Origin of the sequence: Gayadomonas joobiniege G7, assembly GCF_000300815.1 — a bacterium.
GTDB lineage: Bacteria > Pseudomonadota > Gammaproteobacteria > Enterobacterales > Alteromonadaceae > Catenovulum > Catenovulum joobiniege.
Genome location: NZ_AMRX01000008.1, coordinates 20169 through 46511 on the forward strand (window position 1 = coordinate 20169; position 26343 = coordinate 46511).

Sequence of the window (26343 nt, forward strand, 5' to 3'; positions counted from 1 at the left end):
AGTGTCAATCCAATGTTCGTTTTATGGGGCTAGTAATTCCTTTCAAATCTAATGCTGGTGAGTACAGAGGTTATTCACGAAAATCTTGGTCTTACACAACGAAGGGTATGTAATAACAATTAACGAATCCCTTAATGATAGTCGGGTGTGGCACTGAACTGGCACTTCATGGCATTGAACTGGCACTTCATGGCACTTGGAGTGCCATCAAGTGCCAGTTCAGTGCCTCTTAAAAGGGTGCCATTGCTTGGTAGTAATCTGTCACCTTATTTTTGTTATAACAGTTATAATGGTTATAATAGTTATAATAATACCACAAAAGCAGAAAACTGAAAATCGAAAATAAATAAAAAAATGTAAGTGATTGTTAGAGAACTGTTTTTACCCTATTTATATTTTCGAATTTTATAAAAAAGTGTTTTTTGGGGGAGCTTTTAGGTCATAAAAAGCCAATTTTTGGCTTTTTTGGCATGGAAAATGGCTTTTCGGGTCAGAACTTTTCGGTCATAAGGGAATTATTTTTTAGTTTGCTACATAGGTAGTTTGTGTGGGCGTTTGAACTTTACTGTGGGTACTGAAGGATAGTTATAGCGCGATTCGACTAAAATTATGGATACACCTATATAAAGATAAAGCTAAATATGGTGAATAATGCTCATGTACCATGTAAGTAACGTAAATTTAACCCACGAACTATGAGTACCCATTCGGATATGGCAATGCTGATATCAAAAACTAATACTATGCTTTTGCGTGGGGATCAAATTAGACATTAAACCACTCCAATGTCAGAAATGAGCGAGAAGCAGATCTTAGTTAGCTTTTGGTTGAGCGTCGACTCTCAGACTCAAAGTAGACACTTGGTTTTCTATCAGAATTTTGAAGACTTCAGTATGCCAGATCAAGCGGGCTGCGAGCATAACCAAATTTAGAACCAATAACATATGAAAATCAATGTCTTTAATTCGCAATCTGAGTGCCTCATTTATTCTTAAGCCAGCACCAAACAATAGACTCGCTATGATTTGATATTTACCCGACAGATTAGAAATAATTAACATGGCTTCTTGAGTGTTTAAAACCGTTAAAGCGAATAAAGGCACGAACCCAATGCAAATAAGATTTTTCGGTTGCATAGCTATAATGCTTGGTTCTGAGTTCAGTTCTAATTGACTCGATAAATTGAGATTTAGCCACCAATAAATCCTCCAATCAATATTGCTGTTTATTTATACAGTTATAATAGAGGTATGCCAAAAACTCAAATTAATTCTCGCTTTGTTTTTTAACAAGGTATCGGTTTTATGCAAATTAAATGTTTTAATAATATGATTTTTTTGTTTTTTTTATTACAATGAGTTTGAATAACGACCCTATATTTGGCTCGTTATGCAAGTTGGCTCGGTTTCTTTCCTAAAAGTTCTTATTGCTTTTGGGCGAGTTAATGCTTAAGTTTATGAAATGATTAATTTAAACTGCATTAGAATGGCATTTATAGACTCAATGTTAAAAAGTTCTATACGCTCTTCTAATGATTAAGATGTTAAATTTTAGGAGCATAGCCGTTAAGATTTTAGTTTTAGGTGGAACTGGATTTATAGGCAGACATATTGTTCAAATGTGTTTGGAAAACAATCATGAAGTCAGCGTCTTTAGTCGTGGATTAAAAGAAAATATATTTCCAACCCAAGTTAAAATCTTTTTAGGGGATAGAGATTTTGATATTAAAGCCCTTCGTGCCTGTGGTGAGGAGTGGGATGTATGCATTGATCTAAGCGGGTATACAATAAATGCTGTAAACCAATCTGTTTCGTGTTTTTTTGACAAGATCAAACATTACGTTTACATAAGTGCTATTCGGGTTTTTAAACCTATGAAAGATACTCCTTTAACTGAAGAAAGTGAAAAAGTAGAGTATCTAATTAGAGATCCTGCTGAGATTAATAATGAAACTTATGGAAGACTTAAAGTTTCCTGCGAAAAAATAATAGAAAAAATTTTTAAAAATAACCATACCATTATTCGACCCCAAGTTGTAGTTGGTGCAGGTGATCTATCTGGTCGATTGGCCTATTGGATTTTAAGAAGTAGAAGTAATGAAAAATCTTTGTTGCCTGGAGACGGGACCGATTATATACAATTTGTTGATGTTCGAGACATGTCAAAATTTATATTAAATGTAATTCAAAATAAGATTTATGGAAATTTCAATTTGGCCGGACATAGAATGCAGTGGTCAAGATTTTGTGAGAAAATCTGCTTTAATAATGGCGTGTGGGTAAAGTTAGACGAAAATGAACTTACTTTTCGTGAATTACCGCTCTATCGAAAGTCTGGAACAAATGACGCGTCGTTCATGAATGTCTGTAACAAAAAAGCTTTACGTAACGGTTTAACTTTAAGTGATATTAACTCCACAATTCATAGCTTTTGTAATTGGATTGAAAAATGTGAAGTAGAGAATGGAATTTTACCTTATCTTAATAAAGAACACCTATCATTAGAAAAAGAGCTAGACATTATTAGCAAAAAACGAGCGACTAAAATTTAACAATCGCATTAAGGCGGAACCCAAAAGCTTGCCTTGATTCGTACCTCACCAATTTTAGCCAAGCATTTTGTTCCGCTTATGCGGGCGTTATGCGTATGGAGATCTATGCGGGTACTAATTGGTTTGATTATTTTTGTATCGAGCTTCGCTAAGGCAATTGATGCATGTCAGGAGCACAATTATTGCCCACCACAAGGGATGGTACATGTTATGGTTTCCCCAAAAATTGCAGGAGAAAACAGGAAGCTATGTGATGGCGCGTCATTTTCTGTCAGCTTCTCACTTAAAATGGGAATGCCCACCAACATATTAGTAGAGTCTGGTCCTGAACCTCTTAGGCTCGCAATTGTAGAAAGTTTCAAAAAATGGCGTTTTGGTGCTGTCGGGGAGGTTCAGAGGGCAGTTGAAAGCTTCACGTTAACATCAGCGTGCTCAATTCAGGAACCGACGGCTCCGTGGTAGTCACGCATAACAAGGTGGTGTTGTCGCCTGCGGCTGGGACTGTCATTCCGCTAGCGCTCCATGCCAGCCCCAAACCACGGCGTTATGTCTCAGAAGGAATTGATAAATGCGGTTAACTTTTTTACTACTTCTATTAGTCAATTTTGGCTGTCTTGCCTCATCTTGCATAGTCACCGATGAAATGCGCGAGCAGTTTAATTTCAAACATGGTGAAAAAGTTACTATTGATACAACCCTTAGAGATTCGAACTTCTCTGTAACTATAAAATTACCAGAGAGTATTGAAGGTCAAAGTTCTTATTCAGTATGGCTGGTATCAGACAGCCTTGAGGAACCAACCTTCATCTTCCCCTTAGATTTGTATGAAGAAGATAACCGAGCTATGGCGTGGTATGAAATAGATGCAGGACTTGTGAGAAAGCACTTTGTAGTAGTCAGCTTAAAAGACTCTTGTGCTCCAAGCCTGTTCAAGGAAGTTTTTTACCAATGAGACATAACAAAAAAATCAAGTCACTCACTTCGTTCGCTGGGACGCATACACGTGGGGCGGCTTCGCCAATTATGCCCCACATGTATGCGCCCCTTATTTAAAAGTTATGCTTTTGTAAGTTAATCTAGCTTTATTTATCAATAAAAAGGAAATAAAAAGAATGAAAAAGAAGTTTATAGTGCTAGCGATAGTAAGTATGTTTATGACTGGTTGTGCTACGGTAAAGTATCAATCACCACCACCGATTGCCACAAACCATGTAACACATGAAGTAGCTAAATCTGATTTACTAGCACAAACTAATCATACACTAATGCACTTAAATCAAAGTGGAGATATTTTATACCAACAAAACTTTGGCGGCGGCGGAGCTGGAGTTGGAATTTTATTAGGTCCAATTGGTGTAATGGCAAATACTGCTGCGATAAAATCGAATACTGAAGATGATGTTGAAGTTTTAAAAGAAAAGTTGGTGTTTAATCCTAGTGAATTACTCAAACGATCAACTGATAAGCACCAATTTGAGCTTACAAGTGGCAATGCTGATTCAATAAAGTTAAGTCCTTATATATATGTATCTAAAACAGAAAATGAACAGCTGCTTTTTGCTTCTGCTCTTATTGTAGAAACCGAACCGGGTAAAAATAGTAACTGGCTTGGAAAGTACATGTATCAAACCTCGTTAAAAATGGCGAAATCAGATATTGCCGACGGGGTAAGTCAGGAAGAATATGCTCTGTTGAAATCTGCATTAGAAAACGGCTTTGATGAGTTAATTCGCTTATATTCTGAAGATAGAAAAGGAAGTCTAAAAACAGAACAAGCATTAACGTTTATTAGTGATTTTGTTAGCCCAAGGTTCAACATTGAAATGGTAGGGGATCTAATACCTAGCGATGCAAACCGAGTTAATATCAGAACTGTTGGTGGTATTTATTCCCTTCCGAGAGATTCTGTTGAAGTAAAGTTTAAAAAATAAAAAACATAAAAAGGCGCTGTTGTCGCCGCTATCGCGGCTGGGGCGGCTTACGCTGCGCTTCAGCTGCCCCAAAGCTTTGCGTTAAACTTGTATTTCCGTATTAAAATTAAGTCGGCTATCTGGCTTTAGCCGACATTACATATCCTAGAGCCAAACTTCCGCTTTTGGCACAGATCCGTCGTTCAGCTCTAAATTATTTTTGCCCTAAAATGAGACAGAAACTACTTGACCAGTAGAGCTTTTATCTTGGGCATTACCTCTTTTGTGGCAAGGTATCCTGCTTTAATCGCCCGTGATTTTTCATCAAATGCACCGCTGCTACTCGGTTCAAACGTAGGTGCTATTACAACATCAGCACTGTTCAACTCATCTTGAGATAAACGACAACTCTGCATTCGGAAAGCAGCGAGAGTAATATTACTGGCAGAGATTTCTGGAGCTGTTTGGTTGTGGCAATAAATATCAACGCCGATGACTTTTTTAGCACCTAAATTTCTAGCAGTGTATACTGGAACTACGCTAAACACCCCTCCATTTAACAAAATATCACCTTGATTGTGCACAGGTACAATTGCTCCCGGGATCGTTGATGAGGTTTGCACGGCATGACCTGGGTTTCCAGAACGAATCATGACGGTTTCTTGGGTGGTTAGATTTGTCTCTGTCACTGCGACAGGAATGGGCAGAGCTGCCAGATCATCGTACTCTACTTGAGTGTTAATCCAATCTGACAGCCTTTTACCGTTGACTAGCCCTTTTGATGAGACAACAAAATCAGCAATATCCGACATATCTACCTTATCGATGGTTGCTTCTATCTTAGCTAGACTCATTCCTGAGGCAAAACTTGACTGCCTAATTTTGTTGCTGCGAGCTTGTAAACCTGAATGAGGGCCCTAAAAAGGTAAGGGCCCTTAATAGATTATATTATGCTTGATCAACAAATGTTTTAAGCTGCGCCAAAGGCACTGCGCCAACTTTAGTCGCGACTTTTTCACCGTTGTTGAATAATAATAGAGTCGGTATGCCTCTAATGCCATATTCCTGCATCAATTCAGGGGCATCGTCAGCATCTACTTTCACGATTTTAATGCTATCGTCTTGCGCGGCCAGCTGCTCAAGGACAGGCGCAACCATTTTACAAGGTCCGCACCAATCGGCATAAAAATCTACAAGGACTTTACCTGGATGCGATTTAACTTCATCGGCAAAATTTTGTTGAGAAATTTTAGTAACTTTAGACATATTTGACTCCCAGTTTGTTTAAGTGAGTGTATTGTAACCAAGTTAGTATTAACTGATTAGCCGTATTAATGAAAATCATTGTTCTATTAATGGAATAATAAGAGGAGACACCACTTTGATGAAAGTGAAACCAGTTTTTTAACGGCTGATTTGCCCCCTTTCAAAAGTCAGACTAAATTTATCAAAGCTTTAGATCGTAAAACTGAGTGGCTAGTTGAGTAATCAGCCGATATTTTATTTAATTTTTGTTGGGAGTTTTTTATGAGTAGACAATCAAAAGTTCCGGCAGTAACCGTCAGTGCGTTATATATTAGTTTGATTATTATTTATTTGTGGTTTGGCGGGATGAAGTTTACTGCTTATGAAGCAAACGCCATTCAAGGATTAGTCAGTAATAGTCCAATAGTGGCTTGGTTATATGACTTTTTAACCGTGCAACAGGTGGCTTATTTAATCGGAAGTGCAGAGATCGGTATTGCGATTCTATTATCCTGCCGCTTTTTTAAAGCAAACTTAGCCATGTTAGGTGCGCTGGCTTCAACTGCGACTTTTACACTAACAGCAAGTTTTTTATTTACAACCCCAGGTATTGTTGAACCTGAATTAGGCTTTCCGGCAATTACGGTAATGCCGGGCCAGTTTTTATTAAAAGATATAGTCTTGTTGACACTCTCTGCCTTTTTAGTTATTGAATCTGCATCAGCGAATCGTAAATTTGTCTAACTGGTGTTTAACTATTCCTTTTTGTAAGCTCGGGCAGTAATTTTAGCGGTTTTTAAATTAATGATTCAGCTAACTGAGTAAGTTTGATAGCATTTTAATTAAATCAATTAAATTAGGTTGCTCGATGCATACTCGGTTAGATGATCTTTTATATTTTGTGACCTTAGTTGACCAAGGATCAATGAGTAAAGCTGCTAAATATTTAAAAGTTCCAAAATCTCGAGTTAGTCGCCACTTGTCGGAGCTTGAACAAAGTGTAGGTAATACTCTATTACGAAGAACGACTCGCAAGCAAAGTTTAACGGAGTCAGGACTTTTATTGTATCGAGCCAGTAAACCCCATATTGACGCTTTATCAAAGGTTGAAGAAGAAGTAAGCGGTTTAGTCAATGAACCCAAAGGCGAGTTAAATATTTTATTGCCACTTGAATTTTTTAATCAAATCATGAGTGTGTTATTAGCTGAGTTTGCCCTGTTATACCCAAAGATATGTTTACATTGTGCCCACTATTCTCAGCCTGAACCTAGTCCTACTGAACAATTTGATATTACATTTGTATTACATGAAGGGCCGTTGCCTGCTTCAAATTGGATTGCAAAAAGTTTGTTAAGTTTTCCGCAATCTATTTATGCGCCGCCCAATTGGGACTGTTCGAGTTATAAAGTGCCTCAAGACCTTGCCGAGGTTGCGAGTGTTTCAGCCCACAAAGATGATGTTTGGTTTTTTCGTCAAGGTTCGCAATTGCAGGCTGTACCAGTGACGCCGCGAGTGATATTTTCTAGCCCTGAAATGCGCCGCCAAGCGGTGCAAAGGGGGCTGGGTTTGGCTAAGCTGCCTAATTATACCTGTCAACTAAATTGTCAAATGCAAAAAATTGAATTAACAAGCGCTCCTATTGCTCAAGAACTCAGTGTTTTATACCAAAGCCGTGACATTCCGTTAAAAACACGCATATTTTTAGACTTTTTCCAAGATAATATCGGCCGTTTAGAAATCGACTAAATAAACGAGGTTGTTTATGCCAGTAATTTATGCAACTCAGTTGTCTTTATTCAATGAGTAAATCCACGTACACTATGCATCATTTTCCCTAATTGGTAGTTTACTTTTGTTAATTGCAAATAATATCACCCAGCAATTCGGCGCTAAGCCGTTATTCGAAAATATATCTCACAAATTTGGCGGCGGAAATCGATATGGTCTGATTGGTGCGAATGGTTGTGGCAAATCCACTTTAATGAAGATTTTAGGTGGTGATTTAGAACCCAGCTCAGGGAATGTGGCGTTGGATATTGGTGAGCGGATAGGTAAATTGCGCCAAGATCAGTTTGCGTTTGAGCAATACTCAGTGATAGACACAGTTGTCATGGGGCATGCAGAGCTATGGCAAATTAAAGAAGCGCGTGACGCCATTTATGCAAAAGCAGAGATGAGCGAAGAAGACGGTATGCAGGTGGCTGAACTTGAAACTCGATATGCTGAAATGGATGGTTACACTGCCGAAAGCCGAGCTGGTGAGTTGCTAATGGGGGTTGGTATAGATGTTTCATTACATTTTGGGCCTATGAGTGAGGTGGCGCCTGGATATAAATTAAGGGTATTGCTGGCACAAGCGCTTTTTTCAGAGCCTGACATTTTATTGTTAGATGAACCGACCAATAATCTCGATATTGATACGATACGTTGGCTTGAACAAACACTAAACCAGCGTGATTCAACTATGATCATTATTTCGCATGACCGTCACTTTTTAAATTCGGTTTGTACTCATATGGCTGACTTGGATTACGGTGAACTTAGAGTTTATCCCGGTAACTATGATGAATACATGTTAGCTGCCACTCAAGCTCGTGAACGTTTATTAGCCGACAACGCCAAAAAAGCAGCACAAATATCGGAGTTAAAAGATTTTGTTGCGCGTTTTTCGGCAAATGCATCAAAAGCCAAACAAGCGACTTCAAGAGCGAAACAAATTGAAAAAATTAAACTGGATGATGTAAAAGCATCAAGCCGGGTTAATCCTTTTATTCGGTTTGAGCAAGAAAAACAATTATTTAGGAATGCACTTGAAATCAATCAATTGAATAAAAGTTTTGACGGCAAAAAGATATTGTCGAATATTGATTTGCTGGCTGAAGTGGGCGAAAAAATCGCCGTGATTGGCCCCAACGGTATTGGTAAAACAACATTTTTACGATGTTTAATGAATGAGTTAGAAGTTGATGCCGGTGAGATCAAGTGGTCTGAAAATAGCAATATTGGTTATTACGCTCAAGATCATGCCGATCAGTTTGCAGAAGATATGAATTTATTTGAATGGATGAGCCAATGGCGACAAGCCGGAGATGATGACCAGGTTGTACGAGGTTATTTGGGACGTTTATTGTTTTCTCAAGATGAAATTAAAAAATCGGTTCAGGTTTGTTCCGGTGGTGAACAAGGGCGTTTGCTGTTTGGTAAAATTATGATGCAAAAGCCGAATATTTTGGTGATGGATGAACCGACCAACCATTTGGATATGGAGTCGATTGAATCGTTGAATATTGCACTTAAAAAGTACCCAGGTACCCTGATTTTTGTTAGCCATGATCGAGAGTTTGTTTCTAGTTTAGCCACCCGGGTGATAGAGCTTAACGGGCCTGGTTATACTGATTTTGCCGGTGGTTACGAAGCATTTTTGGCCGCAAAAGCGGATTGAACCAAGCTGTTTAATTCATATTTGATCTAAATGTTTTGTATATCATTCAATCGACATAGGTGATATTATACTGTTAACTTTTTATAATAAATTTAACATCACCTTGAGACGAATGACCATGTTGCAGAAAATTTTGATTGTTTGCGCCGCGACTTGTTTGCTGAGCTGCGCAGGAAAAAGTACAGATGATCTAAATCATGAGCGTTTGGCAAGCGAGTTGTCGTTTGCCAACAAAGTGCCACTGCCAGAAGCCGTTTTGACTTATGGCAATTGGCAATTAAATCCAGCCATTTCAGATGATTTTAATTATAGCGAAAAGAACCAGCAGTTTTTTAAAAAATGGCACGATAATCATATTCGTGGTTGGAAAGGTCCTGGCGCAACTTATTTTAGTGCAGAGCACAGCTTTATCAAAGCAGGCCAGTTGGTGCTAACAGCTGCCCCAGTACCAGCCGACAAACAAGGAAAAACGGTTGATTATGGTAACTTCGAAACCAAAAAGACAATTTATACAGGGTTTGTTACTGCGAAACAGGTCTTAAGCTATCCAGCTTATGTTGAAGTTAACATGAAAGTATCAGATCTCGCGTTAGCCAATAACTTTTGGTTATTAAGTGATGATGATAGAAATGAAATTGACGTTACAGAAACATACGGAGATGATGAGCGTAAAGTTCGTTTAATGGCTACTAATTACCATATTTTTAAGCGAGATCCTAAAACGAATGCCATGCTGGATGATTATGGCCATAAACAAAAGCATTTTAAAACGCCCAAACAGGATAAACTAAACTCAAGTTTTCACCGCTTTGGCTTTTTATGGTTAAGTCCGACCAAAATGCAGTTTTTTTTAGATGGGAAAGCGGTTCGCGAGTTGAGTTTGCGTACAGATCTTACTGATCCCGAAGGTCATTATTTTGACCGCCCAATGCGGATTATTTTTGATATGGAAGATCACGTTTGGCGTGCTCGTAAGGGGATCTCTCCTTCTAAAAGTGATCTAATGGATGTCAGCCGAAATAAGATGTATATTGACTGGATCCGGACTTACCAACTAACTAGATAATGCGTAAAACTGATAAAAAATTAGAAAAACAGATTGTCACGCTACTGACCGATGTGTGTGAAACCCATTTAAAAGGCATTGATGGATTTTGCTGGCTGACTCATTTAGTCGATTACCAGCGTTTTCCGAGTAGTTTGAACGTTGTTTTAATTTTTAGTGATAGCGTGCGATTGAATCAATTTTTATCGTCGCCGCATGGGCCTAGAGTATTAGCTCTGATCAAGGCTCAGTTTGCGGCGGAAAACATTCTGTTTAATCCGCACAAGCAACTGAGCTTTGACCTTGAGGTTAATTGGCATTAAGGTTTAGTAGAAAGTGTTTTAAACCATAGTGCCAAATGTGTTCTCTCTTCATCAGTCATCTGCGTTAAATTGCCCAATGGCATATCTTTTAAAATAGCGGCCCTATTATGAATTAAAGCAGCAACATTTTTCGCTTGCGTAATATTGTCTAAAATAAAACCACTCGGTGGACTTTTAAACATAGTCGACGTTGGTTGAGCACTGTGACATTCGGTGCAGCGGCGGTTGATGATTTTCCAGGCACTTGCGTCGTCAACCGTGAGGGCGGCTTGCTGATTATTTTGCTGTGAATTATTGATGGTGGGCCAAGGTGCAATACTTGCCATAAGTAATAAAAAAGCGATTAAACCTGTCACTAATATCCAAGGTTTAATCACGCCACGATTTTTTAAATTGAAAAAGTGACGTATCCACATGCCAACGATAAAAATAGCAATCAAGATTAGCCAACCAAATTCATGGGCGTAAGTAAACGCAAAATGGTTGCTCAACATGATGAACAAAATGGGTAAAGTCGCATAGTTGTTATGAATAGACACAAGTTTAGCCCGTGTCGCCGGCAACGGGTCGGGTTCAACTTGGTTGTTTAAGCTTTCAACCATATATTTTTGACTGGGGACTATCACGTGAAAAACATTTCCAGCCATGCACGTACCTACAAGCGCACCAATATGTATATAAACTGCGCGGTCAGAAAATAACTGATCAAGTAAAAAGGTCCACAGGGTTAAAATAGCCATGGCAACGACCAAAAATAAGCGGCCTTGATAAAGCAATTTAGTATTGCATAATCCACGATAGAGGGCATAACCCACACCGATAAAAGCAACGGATGTGGCAATGGCGAAGACTTTCTCTAATGGATTTTTACTTACATCAATTAAATAAACATCGGCCCCAACATAATACAGTAAACTAAAAAGCAGGGCACCAGAAATCCAAGTGCTATAGGCTTCCCACTTAAACCAATGTAAGTGTTTTGGCATCTTGCTTGGCCCTGATGAGTATTTAGCAACTTCATATATCCCGCCAGCATGTATGGCCCATAAATCGCCTTGAATCCCTTGTTTTTGTTTGGCGATAGGTGGCGCTTGCAAATTGTTATCTAACCAAACAAAATAAAACGATGCACCAATCCAAGCGATACCTGCCACAATATGAAAGTAGCGGAAGATAAGGTGAAAAACCTCAAAAATATAAGTCTCCATTAACATGCCTCCGCTATATTTTTGCTATTCGATGGGAACCATTGGCTCTTAAGCTTTTGACCCATAATGTAAGTTTCTTTTATTTGCCGATCGTCAGCGAGCATCATAAGACTAAATAAACGCTCGTGAAGACTTGTACATTGGGCCATCCTAAACCGAATAAAGGGATCTGAATGCTCATCAAATACTACAAAGTCAGCTTCTTTACCTGGCATAAAATTACCCAGTGTATGCTCAAGATCTAACGCTTTTGCACCACCTAAAGTTGCTAGGTAAAGACCATCAAATGCCGACATTTTGTAATTTTTTAATTGCTGTATTTTGTATGCTTCATTGAAGGTCTGGAGCATCGAAAAGCTGGAACCACCGCCAACATCCGTTCCCATCCCTAATTTGATTTTAGATTCGTGGCAAGCACCTAAGTTAAATAATCCAGAACCGATAAAGAGGTTTGACGTAGGGCAGTGCGATATTGCGCCCCCTTTTTCCGCTAAAGCATGGTATTCGCGAGGTTTCAGGTGGATGCCATGAGCAAAGATAGAACGCTTTTTGACCAAATCGTAGGCTTCATACACAGCAAGATAGTCTTCGTATTGAGGATACAATTGTCTAACCCAATTACATTCCCGCTCATTTTCTGATAAGTGTGTTTGCAGATAAACGCTTGGGTATTCTGCCAATAACTGTTGGCAGCGAGCTAATTGCTCTGGACTCGAAGTGGGTGCAAATCTGGGCGTGACAGCATAACTCAAACGCTTTTTACCATGCCACTTTTCTATTAGAAGTTTACTATCCTGATAACCACTTTCGGCACAATCTGATAGTTCGTCTGGGCAATTTCTGTCCATTAGAACTTTGCCACAGATCATCCGTAGGTTTTTTGCTGCGGCGGCATTAAAAAAAGCGTCCACTGATTCAGGATGAACAGTTCCAAAAACCATTGCAGTTGTGGTGCCATGTTTAATCAGTTGTTGCAAAAATAATTCTGATATTTTCGACGCGTATTCGCGACTGGAAAATTTTTGCTCAGTTGGAAACGCATACTTTTCCAACCAAGTTAGAAGTTGCTCGCCGTAAGCGGCAATCATTTCGGTTTGTGGGTAATGAATATGTGTATCGATAAATCCGGGGACCACTAAACAGCCGCTATGGTCATCGATTGGGCAATTTTCGCTCTCTAAGATGTCGGCATATTCAGCTTTTAATTGCTCAGCCAAACCCACTTTTAACACATGGCCATCTTTTAGTAATAAAGCGCCAGGCGAAAACAAACGAACAGCGGCGTCTCCAATCTCGCTGGGGTCGGCTATCAAATCCAACATATCACCTAATATTAAACGGTATTTTGACATTTTAACTTCCTCGATACGTTGAATAGGAATAGGGCGCAAGCAGCAGTGGAATGTGGTAGTGTCCAGCATCAGTGATTCTGAAACAAATCTCTGCCTGCGGAAAAAACTCTGCTTGTTGCTGCCGCTGCCAGTAGGGTGTTAATTCAAAAACTAACTTATACAATCCAAATGAAAGTGAATTTGCCTGTGACCAATTTTTAATTCGGCCATCTTGATTAGTAAACTCAGTTGCTCGGCAATTCCATTCATCGTCAGAATAATGATACAAACTGACCCGCACGTTTTGAGCAGGGCGTCCAAGGTGAGTGTCTAAAATGTGAGTTGATATGCTGCAATCAGTGATCATATTAAGCCTAATAATTTATTAATTCTTAAATGGGTTATTTTGTATTGTTCGGCGGCGGCGATTTTGAGCTCGATCGCTCTGCTGTTTGTTAAGCGCTCTTTGAGTAGCGATAACATTTGCTGAGGGCTTTTATCTGACGCATATACAATATAAATAAAACCAAACTTTTTTAAGTAGGCTTGGTTGAGATCTGCCATTTGTTGTATGAGTTCTTCATCGGCTTGTTGCATTGAGGATTGTTCATGGTTACACAAGCTTGCTGAGCGCGCGTATTTTGCTTTTAAACTGGCCATATTTCCGATTTGAGGATGTCCTTCAAACGCTTGCAAGTAGTCAGTCTCAGTACACGAACGCCAGATTTTCGCGCTAGTGTCGTGGAACTGTCCGACATTAGTAAACGGGCGTTTAGCCAACATTTGTGAAACCCATTGAGTTGCACTACAACAATCAGTTAATGTTTGACGGGCGGCAGCTTCAGGCAGTACATTAAAATCTTCTAATGTCATTTATATCTTCCTTTTAATAAGGCTTTGCCACGTGATGGAGAACAAAATTCGCCGTCTGCGTATATTGGTCGTCCAGCCAACCAAGTGGCTTTGATGACGCCGTCGACCTTGCGACCGATATAAGGGGAAACTTTGTGTTTATGGTGGATACAGTGTTCGTTAATCGTATATCCTTGATCTGGCGCAAAAATGCAAAAGTCTGCTTGTGCTCCGATTTCAATACGGCCTTTGTGGGTTAAACCTAATAAATCGGCTGGTTTTTCCGCCATTAATTTTGTTATCTCGAGCAAGCTAAACCCTTTATGCCTTGCTTCAGTCCAGATCAGTGATAAACCAAACTGTAGGCCAGAAATTCCGCCCCAAGCACTTTCTAAATCACCGGAGTCAATGTTTTTTAACTGCGGGGTACAGGGGCTATGGTCCGATACAATGCAATCAATATCGCCATCTTTTAATGCTTGCCATAACAAGGCTTGATTATCTTGTTCACGGATTGGCGGACAACATTTGTAGCTTGCTTCGCCATCGGGAATAGCTTCGGCGTGCAGCACTAAATAATGGGGACAAGTTTCGACCGTTAAATTCAATCCAGAAGCTCGTGCTGATCTGATGATTGGCAAGGCACTCGCCGCACTTAAATGCACTATATGGGCATGCGGTTTTAGGCCTTCTTTGGTCAAAATTTGCATGATCTCAATGACCATGGCAATCGCGTTAGTTTCCCAATCGGCGGGGCGGGTTTTTAAAAAGCTCTGATAGCTTTTTCCGATACTCGCTGTTTTAGTGCCCTCTGGTTCTAATTCAGCGTGAATGAGGTGGGGGAGTCCCTGTTTAGCGACTACGCGCATGCTATTCAAAAGCTGATCACGATTAACTGCTTTGAACTCTTCCAAACCTGAATAGATAGTAAAAGATTTTACTCCAAAAACACCATTATTTAGCAACTCCGGTAATTCGACAAAGTTGTCGGCAGTGGCACCGCCCCAAAAGCCTGTGTCTATGAATAACTTGTCATCCAGCACTGCCAATTTTTCAGCAAAAGCGGCGGCATTGATAGTCACAGGAATGCAATTAAGTGGCATATCAATGACTGTGGTGATACCGCCCGCTGCGGCGGCATGGGTCGCTGTGTCAAAACCTTCCCAATCGGTGCGACCAGGTTCATTAACATGAACATGACTGTCTACGAGCCCGGGCAGAATCGCTGCATCTTGGTAATCATAAATTTGCGAAACCTTTTGATCCTCATAATCATAGTCCTGCAAACTAATGATAGTACCGTCTTGTATTAAAATGCTTGCGGGACGCGCGCCATGGGGTAAAATTACCTGCTGGCTTTTAAGTTGGATAATACTTTGAGTCATTAACAGGATTCCTCTTTATTATGGCGTGGTTGCTCAAGTGCAACATTTTGATATAGCTGTATTAACTCGGCGGCAATTGAAACGGCGACTTCCATTGGCTTTTTACCACTTATCTCCGGCAGACCGACAGGACACTGCAATTTCTCCAGTTGCCTTGAATTTATCCCGCACTGTTGGAGTCGATAATGAAATCGTTTTGCTTTAGTTTGTGAGCCAATCAGTCCTAGCCAGCGAGCATCTTCGCGCTTTAAGATATTTTGGCATAATTCAAAATCCAGCTGATGGTTATGAGTCAGCACCAAATAAGCGCTGTTGGGAGTCGCTTGACTAATGTGGAATTCAGGTTCTTCTTCGATAACTTGCTCAACATTTGGCGGAATATATTCTGGAAATACACTTTGTCGACTATCTACCCAATAAATCTTTAACGGAAGTCCGGCTAAAATTTTGATCAGTGCTTGGGCAACATGACCGGCACCAAATATATGGAGTTGCAGCGGACAACCAGCAAAGTATTCAAACAATAACTGAGCTTTGCCACCGCAGCATTGACCTAATTTAGCACCGAGTGGAAAGCTTTCAACAATCGGTTTATTGCTTTGCTCTTGTATCTGTTTGCGCGCACGTTTGATTGCCTCAAACTCTAAATGGCCCCCGCCGATCGTGTCATAAATTGCGGTTGTAGAGACCAACATTTTGGCACCAGCTTCACGTGGTGTTGAACCATCCGTTGATAATACAGTGACGAGTACACAAGCGGTTTGTCTAGATTGGTGTTCATTGAGTGCTTGCAACCAATTTTGAGTATTAAATCCTTGCTGATTTTGATTTAAAAAATTAGTCACGGTTGCATCCTTGTTTTTTATTCCAATTATTTGCTTCTATCACCGCGGTTAATATAGCCTCCGGGGTTGCTGGTGCGTTGAGGGCTGGCACAAAGCGTTGTTGGGTAAGGCTAGCTAATGCATGACGAATTGCACACCAAACGCTGATTGCAAGCATAAACGGCGGCTCGCCTACGGCTTTTGAACGAAATACCGTGGTTTCTGGGTTTTCCGAATCGTATAACGAGAGATTAAAAATGGCCGGTGTATCTCCGATTGCGGGGATCTTGTAGTTGGCAGGAGACGCGGAAGCTAACTGTCCATCTTGATGCCAGATTAAATCTTCTGTCGTTAACCAGCCCATGCCTTGAATAAAGGCGCCTTCTATTTGACCTTTATCAATTGCTGGGTTTATCGAATGACCGACATCATGCAAAATGTCAGTGCGTGTCACAGTGCTTTCACCGGTTAGGCAGTCAATTTCGACTTCGCTTACAGCACAACCGTGGGCGTAATAAAAAAACGGGTGGCCACTGGCTGTCGCACGATCGTAATAAATCTCTGGGGTGGCGTAATAACCAGTCGCTGATAGCGAGATCCTGTTGAGGTAGGCTTGCTCAACGAGTTTGCTAAATGGTATTTTCTGCTCGCCAAAGTGAACCTCATTTTTACTCGCCATTATACTTGTGTGATCGACATGATAGGTTTTTTCAAGATAATCGAATAAACGACGTTTGATTGTATTTGCTGCATTCAGCGCGGCCATACCATTTAAATCAGTGCCACTTGAAGCTGCCGTAGGGGAAGTGTTTGGGACTTTATCGGTTCGTGTTGCATTGACCAGTACCTGTTCATAATCAATACCGAATACTTGTGCAACGATTTGAGCTATTTTAGTGTTGAGCCCTTGCCCCATTTCAGTGCCACCGTGATTTACGTGTACCGAACCATCAGTGTACACATTGACTAATGCACCTGCTTGATTTAAATGTTGTACTGTAAATGAAATTCCAAATTGAACAGGGGTGATCGCAATGCCTTTTTTTATAATAGGGCTTGATTGGTTAAACTTAGCGATCTCCGATTTTCGTTGATAATAGTTGGCGTCGTCAGCCAGTTTTTGCAACATATCAGCCATTACAAACTGGCTGGTTTTTTGTCCATACGGTGTTTCATCCATGCCCGGCCTGAGCAGGTTCTTTAAGCGCACCTGCAATGGTTCTATATCGCAATAATAGGCAATGTCATCCATAATCTGCTCTGCGGTTAGCATACCTTGAGGGCCGCCGAACCCTCTGAAAGCAGTATGACTTACCGTATTGCTTCGACAGCGATTGCCTAGGATCCGAGCGGCAGGATAATAATAAGCATTGTTTGCATGAAAGAGTGCACGATCAACGATGGCATCGGATAAATCCGCTGAGTAGCCGCAATTCCCATTGATTTGAATGTCTGCTGCTTGAATAATACCCGTGTCGGTAAATCCAATTTCATATTTGTTATAAAATGGATGTCGCTTTCCGGTAATTCTAAAGTCATCGCTGCGTGCCAATCTAATTTTTACGATTTGTTGAGTTTTATCAGCAGCTAGCGCAGCGAGGCACGCCCAAGGGGCTGCTTGTGTTTCTTTGCCTCCAAAACCACCGCCCATACGGCGCATTTCAACTGTTACGAAGTTAAAAGGGCGTTTTAAAACTTTTGCAACTAAGTGCTGGATTTCAGTCGGGTTTTGTGTCGAACAATGAACAAAAATCCCCCCTTCCTCGGTCGGCTCGGCAATACTGACCTGACCTTCTAGGTAAAAATGTTCTTGGCCGCCGATAGCGATCTCTCCTTCGAGTCGGTTTGCTGCATTTGCTAATGCTGTGTCAACATCGCCTTTTTTTAAAGAATGCGGTGGCCTGACCCAGTCTTGATTAGCAATAGACATTTTAATATCTAATAACGGAGGTGTTTGCCGATATTTAATCACCACTTTACGTGCGGCCTTTCGAGCCGCTTCGTAGCTAGATGCAACAACAAGTAAAACCGGCTGCCCATGGTAAAAAATCTCATTTTCAGCGAGTAAAATATCGCCTTTAAACACAGGGCCTACATCATTTTGTCCGGGTATATCATCGGCCGATAAAATACATGATACAGCTGGTATTTTTAACGCTTCGCTAGTATCAATTGATTCAATTGTGCCGCTGCTAACGCTTGCCATAACCGGGTATCCGTGCAAGATTTGGCTGGTCTGATGTCTATCATCTATGTAGATAGCTTTACCTGTCACTTGAGCGCTTGCGCTCTCGTGTTTGACACTACGGCCTACGGTGCCATTTTTTATTTCCTCATGATTTATTTTAAAGTGCCGCATGTTTGATCCTTGTCTGAGGTTTAGATACGTCGATACGGCCTTCTAGCTCGTACCAAGCCCGGGTAAATAGGTTATTTGCCACCGATAGCCGGTAGCTATCACTCGCGCGAACATCAGATAAAGGAGTGAAGTCATTGGTAATTTGTTCACCCGCCTGTTGGAATGTTGTTAAGCTAGCCGGTTGTTGAATTAATCTCTGCTCAGCGTGAAAAGCACGTTTTGGGATAGCCGCCATGCCGCCAAAAGCACAACGGGCGTTTATTATTGTTTGCTGTTGGTTTGTTTGGTATGCGAGCACCATGCAAACAGTTGAAATATCATCTTCGATGCGTTTTGACACCTTATAACAAGCAAGCTTAAGGTTATTCGCTCGAGGGGGCAGGTAAAAGCCGGTAATGACTTCATCGGTTTGTAGTTTGGTCTTTTTGTAATCGATAAAAAAAGATTCTAATAACAGACGTCTTTTACCACGTAGGCTGGTTAATTCTATTTCACAATTTAAGGCAATTAGAAGCGGCGCAGGATCGCCAATGGGAGAGGCGTTGCCTATACTGCCACCTAAAGTACCCGAGTGGCGTATTTGCGCTGATCCCAAACGTTCAAATAGCTCGTGTGCTTCTGGATAATATTGGCAGAACGCTTCCATAAAATCTGCATAAGGAACCCCAGCCCCGATAAATATTCCACTAGAATCAAATTGCGTATGACGTAATTCATCCACGTCAGCGATTCCTATAATAGTCTCTGGTTGTTTTAATGCTTGCGTAAACTCAAGAGATAAATCTGTGCCGCCAGCAAACAGCTTTGCTTTAGGATATTGAACTTTAAGTTGAAGCAGGGTCGTTAGATGATTAGGCATGAAGAATCTTCCCGTTTCTCCATCGCTTAGTTCAATTTCGGCATTTTCCGTTTTCTGCTTTATATATAGTGCTAATTTCTGCTGAATAGATTCTATATTCAGTTCTTGGCGGGGATAGGTAAAGCTCTGTTCTGCTGCCATTAGAATTGGTTGGTAGCCGGTACAGCGGCATAAATTACCCCCTAGATACTGAATAACCTTATTTTTACCTGGGTAACTTTTATGATTAAGGTATAAAGCCATCAAGCTCATAATAAAACCTGGGGTACAAAAGCCGCATTGGCTGCCGTGGCACTCAATCATTGCTTGTTGCACTGGATGTAGCTCACCGCCCTGAGTTTTTACCTGCTCAGATACGCCTTCAATGGTGATCAGGTGTTTTCCGTCGAGACTTGCGACTAACATTAAACAGGCATTTATGTGCTGGTACTTCCACTGTCCATTCTGATATTTTCCGATGAGTACAGTACAAGCACCACAATCACCGGAAGCACAGCCTTCTTTGGTTCCACACTTCCCGTTTTTGGTGCGTAACCAGTCCAGTATGCTGAGGTTTGGTGCAAGGTTTTTAATGTTCACCCATTCATTGTTCAATGCAAAAGATATCAAAGTGACCTCTCTATGTTGTTAGAACGCCCGTTAAATATGGGGCCTCAAGTACTTTTGAATCATCAAAATTAACTGAGATAAATCTTATTCATCTGGTCAACATCTTGCATAAGTCATACCAAGGTTGACCGATTGGTCAGTAATAAATTTAAGGTGGGTGATAAATGGAAAGATTATAGCGATTAAGGGGATTCAGGGGCACAGAATGATATTTTTTCAACGTTGCAACTTGTAATACTAATTTGCATTTTTAAATAGCTGGAGTACATGCTCTGGTAGGCAAAAGCGAAAAGAAAGTAGAATTGGGATCAAAATTATTTATCGAACTTGTAACTTGACCAATAGGTTATTTTTTGGTGCTAATAAGACTGTCGATATAAACAATACTTTGCAATTAACTCGTTTAAATAAAAACGGGCTGAGGTTTTACACTAGGTGTAACGCCTGTGGTTAAAACCACAAATTGATCACATGACATCAGGCTGAACATTAAAAATCTTTGTTAGAGATATGATTAGGACACTATATGATTAAAGAAAGGTTACCTGTTATTGATTTTTCCGACTTTTTAAGCGGAACACTAGCTCAAAAATTAGCGGTTGCAGATAAGATAATGCAAGCATCACAAGACTGGGGTTTTTTTTATTTAATTAATTTTGGCATTGATAAAAAAGAGATCGATCAGGCATTTTTAAATTCTAAAATATTTTTTAATTTACCCGTAGCTGATAAAAATGAATTAGCTTGGCAAAATGCACAGAGCAACCAAGGTTACGTTGCAGTTAAAAGAGAAACCTTAGATCCCACAGCTAAAGCGGATTTAAAAGAGGCTTTTAACATATCAACTGAAATTCGGCCCACAGCTTTAGAAGGCAATTGTTGGCCAAAGCGTTATCCCGAGTTTAAACCTCAAATCAGAAAGTTTATAGAGCGTTGTACCTATACTTGTGACCGAGTATTAGAAGCATTTGCACTTGCGCTTGAGTTGCCTGAATCGTTTTTTGTGAAAGCCCATGATAAACGGCAGCATACGTTTAGACTATTACACTATCCTGGTTTACCCACTGACTTTCAAGAGGAGGCGCAACAAAATAGAGCCGGCGCTCACACGGATTACGGTAGCATTACTTTATTGTTTCAAGATCAAGTGGGCGGATTAGAAGTTAAGTCTCGTCACAGTGGTTGGGTTAAAGCCACCCCGATCGCTGGCAGTATCGTGGTCAACACAGGTGACTTGATGCAACGCTGGACAAACGATGTTCTTAAATCTAATTTGCATCGTGTTCGTCAACCGGCTGAAAGCCGCCATCAAGATAGGTATTCTATAGCTTATTTTTGTAGCCCCAATTCCGATTTTGTTGTTGAGTGTATTGACAGTTGTCAAAGCAAAAACAATCCGGTTAAATATTCGGCGATCACTACGGCAGAGCATATGCTCGAGAAATTAAACCGCACTTATTAGAGTGCGGTAAACGGCGTTAGAAGTCGTCTTTGTTAATTCCAAAATTTTTCGTGTAGCGCGGCGATTTGTGGTTCCACTTCAGCATATGGCCCTCTTACTTGGATATTTTTTTGTCCCGCTTTAAAAACGTCTCGGCAGGGTAAATCCATAGTGGGGTTTTCGTTATGATCACCGGTAAACTTAAATAATTGCTTTTCTGTCATAGCAAAAACGACTTGTCCAATATTTGCCCAATAAATGGTACCGGCACACATTGCGCAAGGTTCAACCGTTGAATACAAAGTACAAGTCCATAAATAATTGGCACTATACTTGGCTGCGGCGGCCCGCGCTAAAGTTGCTTCAGCGTGATTGACTGTATCGATATTAAACTGCGTCATTAAAATCGTTCGGTTGTCTGGGCCCACCAAAATAGCGGCAAACGGGTGATGTCCTTCATGCATAGACTGTTGGGCGACGTTATTCGTCGCCAATAAGTTGTCAATGAAAGTTTGTCGGTTTGCGGTATTCATCCTTTGATTATCCTCTAAGTTATGCGCAAATTCGGTTTTTTAGGAGCTGAATTTGCTCAGTTAAATTTTGAGTTAACTCGGAATACCTTAGATTAATGGGCTCACCACCTTTAACGACGGGGATACCATTAACGAAGCTCATTTTAATTTTTGCAGGCTCTCCGGCCATTATCGGTGCGTAGGCTTTTTCGTGGATCCCTTGATAACGATAATGTGTGATATCCCACAATACTAAATCAGCTTGTTGACCGACTTCGATACGACCAACGTTATCTAAGCCCAGCATCTTAGCACCACTTTCTGTTGCCCAATGGACACATTCTTGTAAGTGAGTTGCGTTGGCCCCCCCTACCGCTCGGTGTAATAACCAAGTGAGGTTGATTTCTTGTAACATGGACGCTGCTTCGGCCGACGCTGAGCCATCAACACCAATAGAAATCGGCATGCCAGCGTCCCGCATTTTTAGCAGTGGCGCAATTCCGCTACCCAAACGACAATTGGAGGTCGGACAGTGGGCTATACCTGTACCTGATTGAGCCAAGACATTGATGTCTGAGTTGGTTGTTTTGACTAAGTGAGCAAACCAGACATCTGGACCGAGCCAATCAACTGATTGTGCAAACTGAACCGCACTCATTTGATATTTTTCCTGAGCTGTTTGTTCATCAAAATCCACTTCAAGCAAATGAGAATGCAACCGTAATTTGTGGTTTCGAGCATAACTTGCAAAAGATTTAAGATCGTCAGCTTTTGCAGAGTGCATAATAGTCGTTGGCGCTACAACAATTTTTTGAGTCGCATCAGCTGTTGTTTGATGGTAACGAGTTCGGCTGTCATCAATGCGTTTAAGCGCCAGATCGATAGATTCTGGCTCAATGTTATTTTTTTGCATTCCTTTGTGAGTACCACGAACGGTCGCACCCCCACGGCATAATACGAGCTTGATACCCACTTCAGCGGCAGCCTGCCACACTGCATCTTCCAATTCTTGACTCGTGTTTTTATGGTACAAATAGTGATGATCGGCGCAGCTTGTCACACCACTGCGTAGTTGTTCATAAAAGCCTAATTTAGCAGCCCAATACATGAGTTCCGGAGTGAAATGTGGCCAGTAAGTATAAGGTACGCTAGCAAGCCAAGCACTGAGGTTCTGATTCAAGCCTGTCGGAATCCCTTTAATAACGGATTGGGCAATATGGTGATGTGTATTTACAAAACCTGGATAGATGATGGTATTCTCTGCATCTATAACTTGTTCCCCTTCTTTGATTAGTAAATTTTTACCAATCTGAATAATCCGACTGCCATCGATTCGAATATCGGTTTTTTCCGGTTGTGAAAATATGTAATCTGCGTTTTTTATGAGATATTTCATTTTAACCTTGTGGTAAAGATAAGTTTTTATTTAGTAAGCAAATAATAGGCCAATACCAGTGAGTTTTAATTGTTTTATGGTTCTTTAGTTTATGAATTATATGAATTTATTCCCATTTTTTTGATTACGCTTCGCTGGCATTTTTCTGTAGATTCCATCCTAATAATCAAGTTGACCTGTTGGTCTGCATCTAGATGGTGATGAATTCATAAATTTGCATGTTTCTGGTGCATTGTGTATCAAAGGAACTGCTTAGATGGTCTAACCGATCTAAGGTAAGTTATTGTTCCAAATAGTTTTATTTCCTATGGTTCAATAGTTGCATCTAAGCACACAGGTCACGCGTATCTAGTAGAAGCGGACAGGTAAGGTATCTACCGGGTCATTGCTTGGGTCCTGATTTATTAACCGGAGAATACAATGAATTTAAAACACATCAAACAAGCCGTCATTGCGACGACACTATTTTCATTAGCCAGTACTGCCTACGCCTTAGAAAAAGTAACCTATCAATTAGATTGGCTGCCTGGTGGTGATAAAGCCCCAGTGTATGTCGGCAAAGCAAAAGGATTTTTTGCTTCGCAGGGAATTGAAGTAAAAGTGGCACAAGGGCGAGGCTCCACAGACGCCATAACCAAAATGGCAGCTGGTCATTCTGATATTGGTTCGGCGGATATAGTGGCTTTATTGGCGGCTCGTGCAGCCGGTGATGTACCTGTCGTGGGTGTCATGAATTTGTTTTCGCAAGCGCCTTACGCGTTTTTTAGTTTGAAAAAGAATAATATCAACTCTGTATCTGATTTGCTTGGTAAAAAAGTTGCGTCATCGCCTTTCACCTCATCTAATGTTTTTTTTCCTTATATGATGAATTATAACGGCGTTGATGAGAGCAAGGTCAATCATATCAAAGCCAATCCAGGAAGCTTAGCGCCAATGATGTTGTCGGGCAATGTCGATGTGATAACGTCATGGGTAACAGATTCTGCAACTATCTCGGGCCAAGCAAAAAAATTAGGCCTCGAAGTATCAATAATTCCGTGGCATACGGTCGGTTTAAATATTTATTCGTCGTCGATTGTTGCCAGTGAGCATTTTTTAAAAAACCGTCCTGAGGTGGCAAAAAAATTTTTAAAAGCCTTTAAACAGGCCGTGGAATATACCTGGGCACACCCGGAGGAGGCTGGGCAAATTATTCATCAGCAAGTGCCTGAAGTAGATGCCGAAATTGCCGCAAATACTATCACTTCGATCAAAGCGTTAGTATTTAATGAAATCAGTAAAAAAAGTGGTTTAGGGGTATTTGAAAAAAGTAGGTTAGCTGAAACATGGCGGTTAACTGCGATTGCACAAGATTATACGCAAGACCAATTGGATCCTGAAACTGCAATTAACCGCCGATTTATAGAGGAGTAGGGCAATGAAACCTTATGTGAGTTTTAACTCGGTCAGCCATTTTTATGAAACTGATGAGGGCCAGCAGGTAGAAGCCTTACGCAATGTAGATTTTCATATCGAAAAGCATCAATTTGTGGCTGTTGTAGGGCCTTCTGGTTGCGGAAAGTCAACTTTATTAAAACTCTTAACTGGGTTATTGCGGCCCGCAGGGGGGCAAGTTAAAATTTTTGGCACACCAGTGACAGAGCCAAGAGATGAAATAGGCATTGTATTCCAACAACCCACACTGTTGCCGTGGCTCAATGTGCTAGAAAACGTCATGTTTCCAATAAAACATAAACGAGGGCGCATTAGCAGCAAGGAAAAAGAGCAGGCGTTAAGTTTGATTAAAATGGTTGGATTGGATGATTTTTCTCAGCGTATGCCAAGTGAATTGTCTGGTGGTATGCAACAAAGGGTTGGTATTGCAAGAGCCTTGTTATTAGATCCTGAAATTTTGATTATGGATGAGCCATTTTCGGCGTTGGACGCTCTGACTCGTGAAGAAATGGGTTTTGATTTACTGCGCATTTGGAACCAAAGTCCAAAAACTGTTTTATTTATAACCCACTCGATCACAGAAGCCGTGTTATTGGCGGACAAAGTGCTGATTATGAGTCCACGACCCGGCCGCTTAAGTGAAGAAATTTTCATAGACTTACCTCGACCTAGATCTGCCGAGACGGTTAAAGAAAAAGCCTTTGCCGAATACTCAGATCGGATACGCCAACAGATATATCATCCTAGAGAATTCACCGTCGTCAGCAATGAGTCAAAGGTTAAACAAGAGGTAAGCAATTTATGAGAGGGCAGAATAACAGTTTCAAACAGCGTTTGCAGTCCTATCTACCGGCAATTAGTTTACTCTTGATTATTCCGATCTGGCAGCTCGTTTGCAGCCTGTTTGAATTCCCCCCTTATATTTTGCCGTCTCCGACAATGATATTTGACGCTTTTGTGCAAGTCGAAAGCGCTCGTTGGGTAATGCATTTGTGGGCAACATTAAGAGTTGCGCTATTCGGTTTTATTTTATCGTTATGTATTAGTATCCCGTTAGCTATGATGATGGTGAGTTCTAAATATCTATCTAAAACCTTATATCCGCTGCTGGTGGTTATTCAATCAACCCCTGTGGTGGCGATTGCACCGTTGTTAATTACCATGTTTGGATCAGGTGAAGGGCCAAGACTAGCCATCACCTGTTTAATTACCTTTTTTCCCTTGGTGGTTTCTGCAACCACAGGGATGTTAAGTACACCTCCAGAATTGATTGATTTATCTCGTTCGTTACGTGCAGCTCGTTATAAAGAGATATTTTATATTCGGTTACCCTACGCCTTACCACATATATTCAGCGGTATGAAAGTAGCAATAACATTAGCGATTATTGGTGCTGTTGTTGCAGAATTTGTCGCAGCTGAGCAAGGACTTGGTTATTTTATCCAATTTTCAACTTCATTTTTTAAAGTACCACAAGCTTTTGCTGCTTTAATATTTTTAGCTGTGGTCAGTTTGATATTGTTTAAAACGGTTTATTGGGTGCAAAAGTACTTTTTTGCTTGGACGTTAAATAAAGAAAAATCCTAACTGGGTTTAAATACACGGAGTAGAAGCGG

Annotated in this window: 26 protein-coding genes; 12 read left to right on the plus strand and 14 right to left on the minus strand. The window is 40.7% G+C overall.

All coding sequences use genetic code 11. The features are described 5' to 3' along the window. Positions 1-812: 812 nt before the first annotated feature. Together C727_RS20030 and C727_RS19795 are read right to left on the minus strand one after the other, a co-directional pair. The gene (locus C727_RS20030; protein WP_420196324.1) at positions 813-1103 is read right to left on the minus strand and encodes a site-specific integrase; all 291 of its coding nucleotides are present in this window, start codon (positions 1101-1103) and stop codon (positions 813-815) included. Continuing rightward, positions 1045-1197, minus strand: coding sequence for a phage integrase N-terminal SAM-like domain-containing protein (locus tag C727_RS19795; RefSeq protein ID WP_237742331.1), 153 nt, complete (start codon positions 1195-1197; stop codon positions 1045-1047). The genes C727_RS20030 and C727_RS19795 overlap by 59 nt, the downstream gene beginning before the upstream one ends. Before the next feature lie 334 nt (positions 1198-1531). Here C727_RS19795 and C727_RS0114910 point away from each other — a divergent pair, with 334 nt between their 5' ends. From C727_RS0114910 to C727_RS0114925, 3 genes are all read left to right on the plus strand, one after another. After that, positions 1532-2551, plus strand: a complete 1020-nt coding sequence (locus tag C727_RS0114910) for an NAD-dependent epimerase/dehydratase family protein (RefSeq protein WP_017446453.1) — start codon at positions 1532-1534, stop codon at positions 2549-2551. A 568-nt stretch (positions 2552-3119) separates the two neighbouring features. Then, positions 3120-3503 carry a hypothetical protein gene (locus tag C727_RS0114920; RefSeq protein ID WP_017446455.1) on the plus strand — a complete coding sequence of 128 codons (384 nt, stop codon included), beginning with the start codon at positions 3120-3122 and terminating at the stop codon, positions 3501-3503. 160 nt (positions 3504-3663) lie between these two features. Beyond that, positions 3664-4482, plus strand: a complete 819-nt coding sequence (locus C727_RS0114925) for a hypothetical protein (RefSeq protein WP_017446456.1) — start codon at positions 3664-3666, stop codon at positions 4480-4482. Between the two features lie 221 nt (positions 4483-4703). On the opposite strand, the gene C727_RS18655 is transcribed toward C727_RS0114925, so the two are convergent. Both C727_RS18655 and trxA read right to left on the minus strand, forming a co-directional pair. Further along, positions 4704-5315 (minus strand): patatin-like phospholipase family protein, encoded by a 612-nt coding sequence (locus C727_RS18655; protein ID WP_017446457.1) that lies wholly within the window; start codon positions 5313-5315, stop codon positions 4704-4706. A 94-nt stretch (positions 5316-5409) separates the two neighbouring features. After that, positions 5410-5727, minus strand: coding sequence for a thioredoxin (gene trxA / locus C727_RS0114935; RefSeq protein ID WP_017446458.1), 318 nt, complete (start codon positions 5725-5727; stop codon positions 5410-5412). A gap of 261 nt (positions 5728-5988) precedes the next feature. Between trxA and C727_RS0114940 the strand changes: the two genes are divergently transcribed. The 5 genes from C727_RS0114940 to C727_RS0114960 all read left to right on the plus strand — a co-directional run bounded on the left by C727_RS0114940 (position 5989) and on the right by C727_RS0114960 (position 10517). Further along, a complete protein-coding gene (locus C727_RS0114940; RefSeq protein WP_017446459.1) occupies positions 5989-6450 on the plus strand; it encodes a YkgB family protein in 462 nt (153 codons plus the stop codon). Positions 6451-6574: 124 nt separating this feature from the next. Then, positions 6575-7453, plus strand: a complete 879-nt coding sequence (locus C727_RS0114945) for a LysR family transcriptional regulator (protein ID WP_017446460.1) — start codon at positions 6575-6577, stop codon at positions 7451-7453. A 106-nt stretch (positions 7454-7559) separates the two neighbouring features. Next, entirely contained in the window at positions 7560-9149 is a 1590-nt protein-coding gene (locus tag C727_RS0114950) for an ABC-F family ATPase (RefSeq protein ID WP_017446461.1), read from the plus strand. 118 nt (positions 9150-9267) lie between these two features. Beyond that, a complete protein-coding gene (locus C727_RS0114955) occupies positions 9268-10215 on the plus strand; it encodes a family 16 glycosylhydrolase (RefSeq protein ID WP_040459371.1) in 948 nt (315 codons plus the stop codon). Beyond that, positions 10215-10517, plus strand: coding sequence for a hypothetical protein (locus C727_RS0114960; protein ID WP_017446463.1), 303 nt, complete (start codon positions 10215-10217; stop codon positions 10515-10517). Before C727_RS0114955 ends, C727_RS0114960 begins: the two co-directional genes overlap by 1 nt. On the opposite strand, the gene C727_RS0114965 is transcribed toward C727_RS0114960, so the two are convergent. Genes C727_RS0114965 through xdhA form a run of 8 tightly spaced genes read right to left on the minus strand, consistent with a single transcriptional unit; the run spans position 10514 to position 19944 of the window. Further along, a complete protein-coding gene (locus tag C727_RS0114965) occupies positions 10514-11725 on the minus strand; it encodes a urate hydroxylase PuuD (protein ID WP_017446464.1) in 1212 nt (403 codons plus the stop codon). The genes C727_RS0114960 and C727_RS0114965 overlap by 4 nt on opposite strands. Next, positions 11725-13077, minus strand: coding sequence for a guanine deaminase (gene guaD, locus C727_RS0114970; protein WP_017446465.1), 1353 nt, complete (start codon positions 13075-13077; stop codon positions 11725-11727). The genes C727_RS0114965 and guaD overlap by 1 nt, the downstream gene beginning before the upstream one ends. A 1-nt stretch (position 13078) precedes the next feature. Further along, positions 13079-13423, minus strand: a complete 345-nt coding sequence (gene uraH, locus C727_RS0114975; RefSeq protein WP_017446466.1) for a hydroxyisourate hydrolase — start codon at positions 13421-13423, stop codon at positions 13079-13081. After that, a complete protein-coding gene (gene uraD, locus C727_RS0114980) occupies positions 13420-13929 on the minus strand; it encodes a 2-oxo-4-hydroxy-4-carboxy-5-ureidoimidazoline decarboxylase (RefSeq protein WP_017446467.1) in 510 nt (169 codons plus the stop codon). The genes uraH and uraD overlap by 4 nt, the downstream gene beginning before the upstream one ends. Beyond that, the gene (gene allB, locus C727_RS0114985; RefSeq protein WP_017446468.1) at positions 13926-15293 is read right to left on the minus strand and encodes an allantoinase AllB; all 1368 of its coding nucleotides are present in this window, start codon (positions 15291-15293) and stop codon (positions 13926-13928) included. The genes uraD and allB overlap by 4 nt, the downstream gene beginning before the upstream one ends. After that, the gene (gene xdhC, locus C727_RS0114990; protein WP_017446469.1) at positions 15293-16138 is read right to left on the minus strand and encodes a xanthine dehydrogenase accessory protein XdhC; all 846 of its coding nucleotides are present in this window, start codon (positions 16136-16138) and stop codon (positions 15293-15295) included. The genes allB and xdhC overlap by 1 nt, the downstream gene beginning before the upstream one ends. Then, entirely contained in the window at positions 16131-18476 is a 2346-nt protein-coding gene (gene xdhB / locus C727_RS0114995) for a xanthine dehydrogenase molybdopterin binding subunit (protein WP_017446470.1), read from the minus strand. Before xdhB ends, xdhC begins: the two co-directional genes overlap by 8 nt. Continuing rightward, positions 18463-19944 carry a xanthine dehydrogenase small subunit gene (gene xdhA / locus C727_RS0115000; RefSeq protein ID WP_026052748.1) on the minus strand — a complete coding sequence of 494 codons (1482 nt, stop codon included), beginning with the start codon at positions 19942-19944 and terminating at the stop codon, positions 18463-18465. Before xdhA ends, xdhB begins: the two co-directional genes overlap by 14 nt. 526 nt (positions 19945-20470) lie before the next feature. Here xdhA and C727_RS0115005 point away from each other — a divergent pair. Then, positions 20471-21406, plus strand: a complete 936-nt coding sequence (locus tag C727_RS0115005; protein ID WP_017446472.1) for an isopenicillin N synthase family dioxygenase — start codon at positions 20471-20473, stop codon at positions 21404-21406. A gap of 32 nt (positions 21407-21438) precedes the next feature. Here C727_RS0115005 and C727_RS0115010 read toward each other — a convergent pair whose 3' ends face one another. Together C727_RS0115010 and C727_RS0115015 are read right to left on the minus strand one after the other, a co-directional pair. Continuing rightward, positions 21439-21918, minus strand: a complete 480-nt coding sequence (locus C727_RS0115010) for a deaminase (RefSeq protein WP_017446473.1) — start codon at positions 21916-21918, stop codon at positions 21439-21441. 19 nt (positions 21919-21937) lie between these two features. Further along, positions 21938-23293 carry an amidohydrolase family protein gene (locus C727_RS0115015; protein ID WP_017446474.1) on the minus strand — a complete coding sequence of 452 codons (1356 nt, stop codon included), beginning with the start codon at positions 23291-23293 and terminating at the stop codon, positions 21938-21940. Between the two features lie 420 nt (positions 23294-23713). On the opposite strand from C727_RS0115015, the gene C727_RS0115020 reads away from it, so the two are divergent. The 3 genes from C727_RS0115020 to C727_RS0115030 are packed head-to-tail and all read left to right on the plus strand — an operon-like array spanning position 23714 to position 26314. Then, positions 23714-24706 carry an ABC transporter substrate-binding protein gene (locus C727_RS0115020; protein WP_017446475.1) on the plus strand — a complete coding sequence of 331 codons (993 nt, stop codon included), beginning with the start codon at positions 23714-23716 and terminating at the stop codon, positions 24704-24706. A gap of 4 nt (positions 24707-24710) precedes the next feature. After that, positions 24711-25532, plus strand: coding sequence for an ABC transporter ATP-binding protein (locus tag C727_RS0115025; RefSeq protein WP_017446476.1), 822 nt, complete (start codon positions 24711-24713; stop codon positions 25530-25532). Then, positions 25529-26314 carry an ABC transporter permease gene (locus C727_RS0115030; RefSeq protein ID WP_017446477.1) on the plus strand — a complete coding sequence of 262 codons (786 nt, stop codon included), beginning with the start codon at positions 25529-25531 and terminating at the stop codon, positions 26312-26314. Before C727_RS0115025 ends, C727_RS0115030 begins: the two co-directional genes overlap by 4 nt. Positions 26315-26343: the final 29 nt, after the last annotated feature.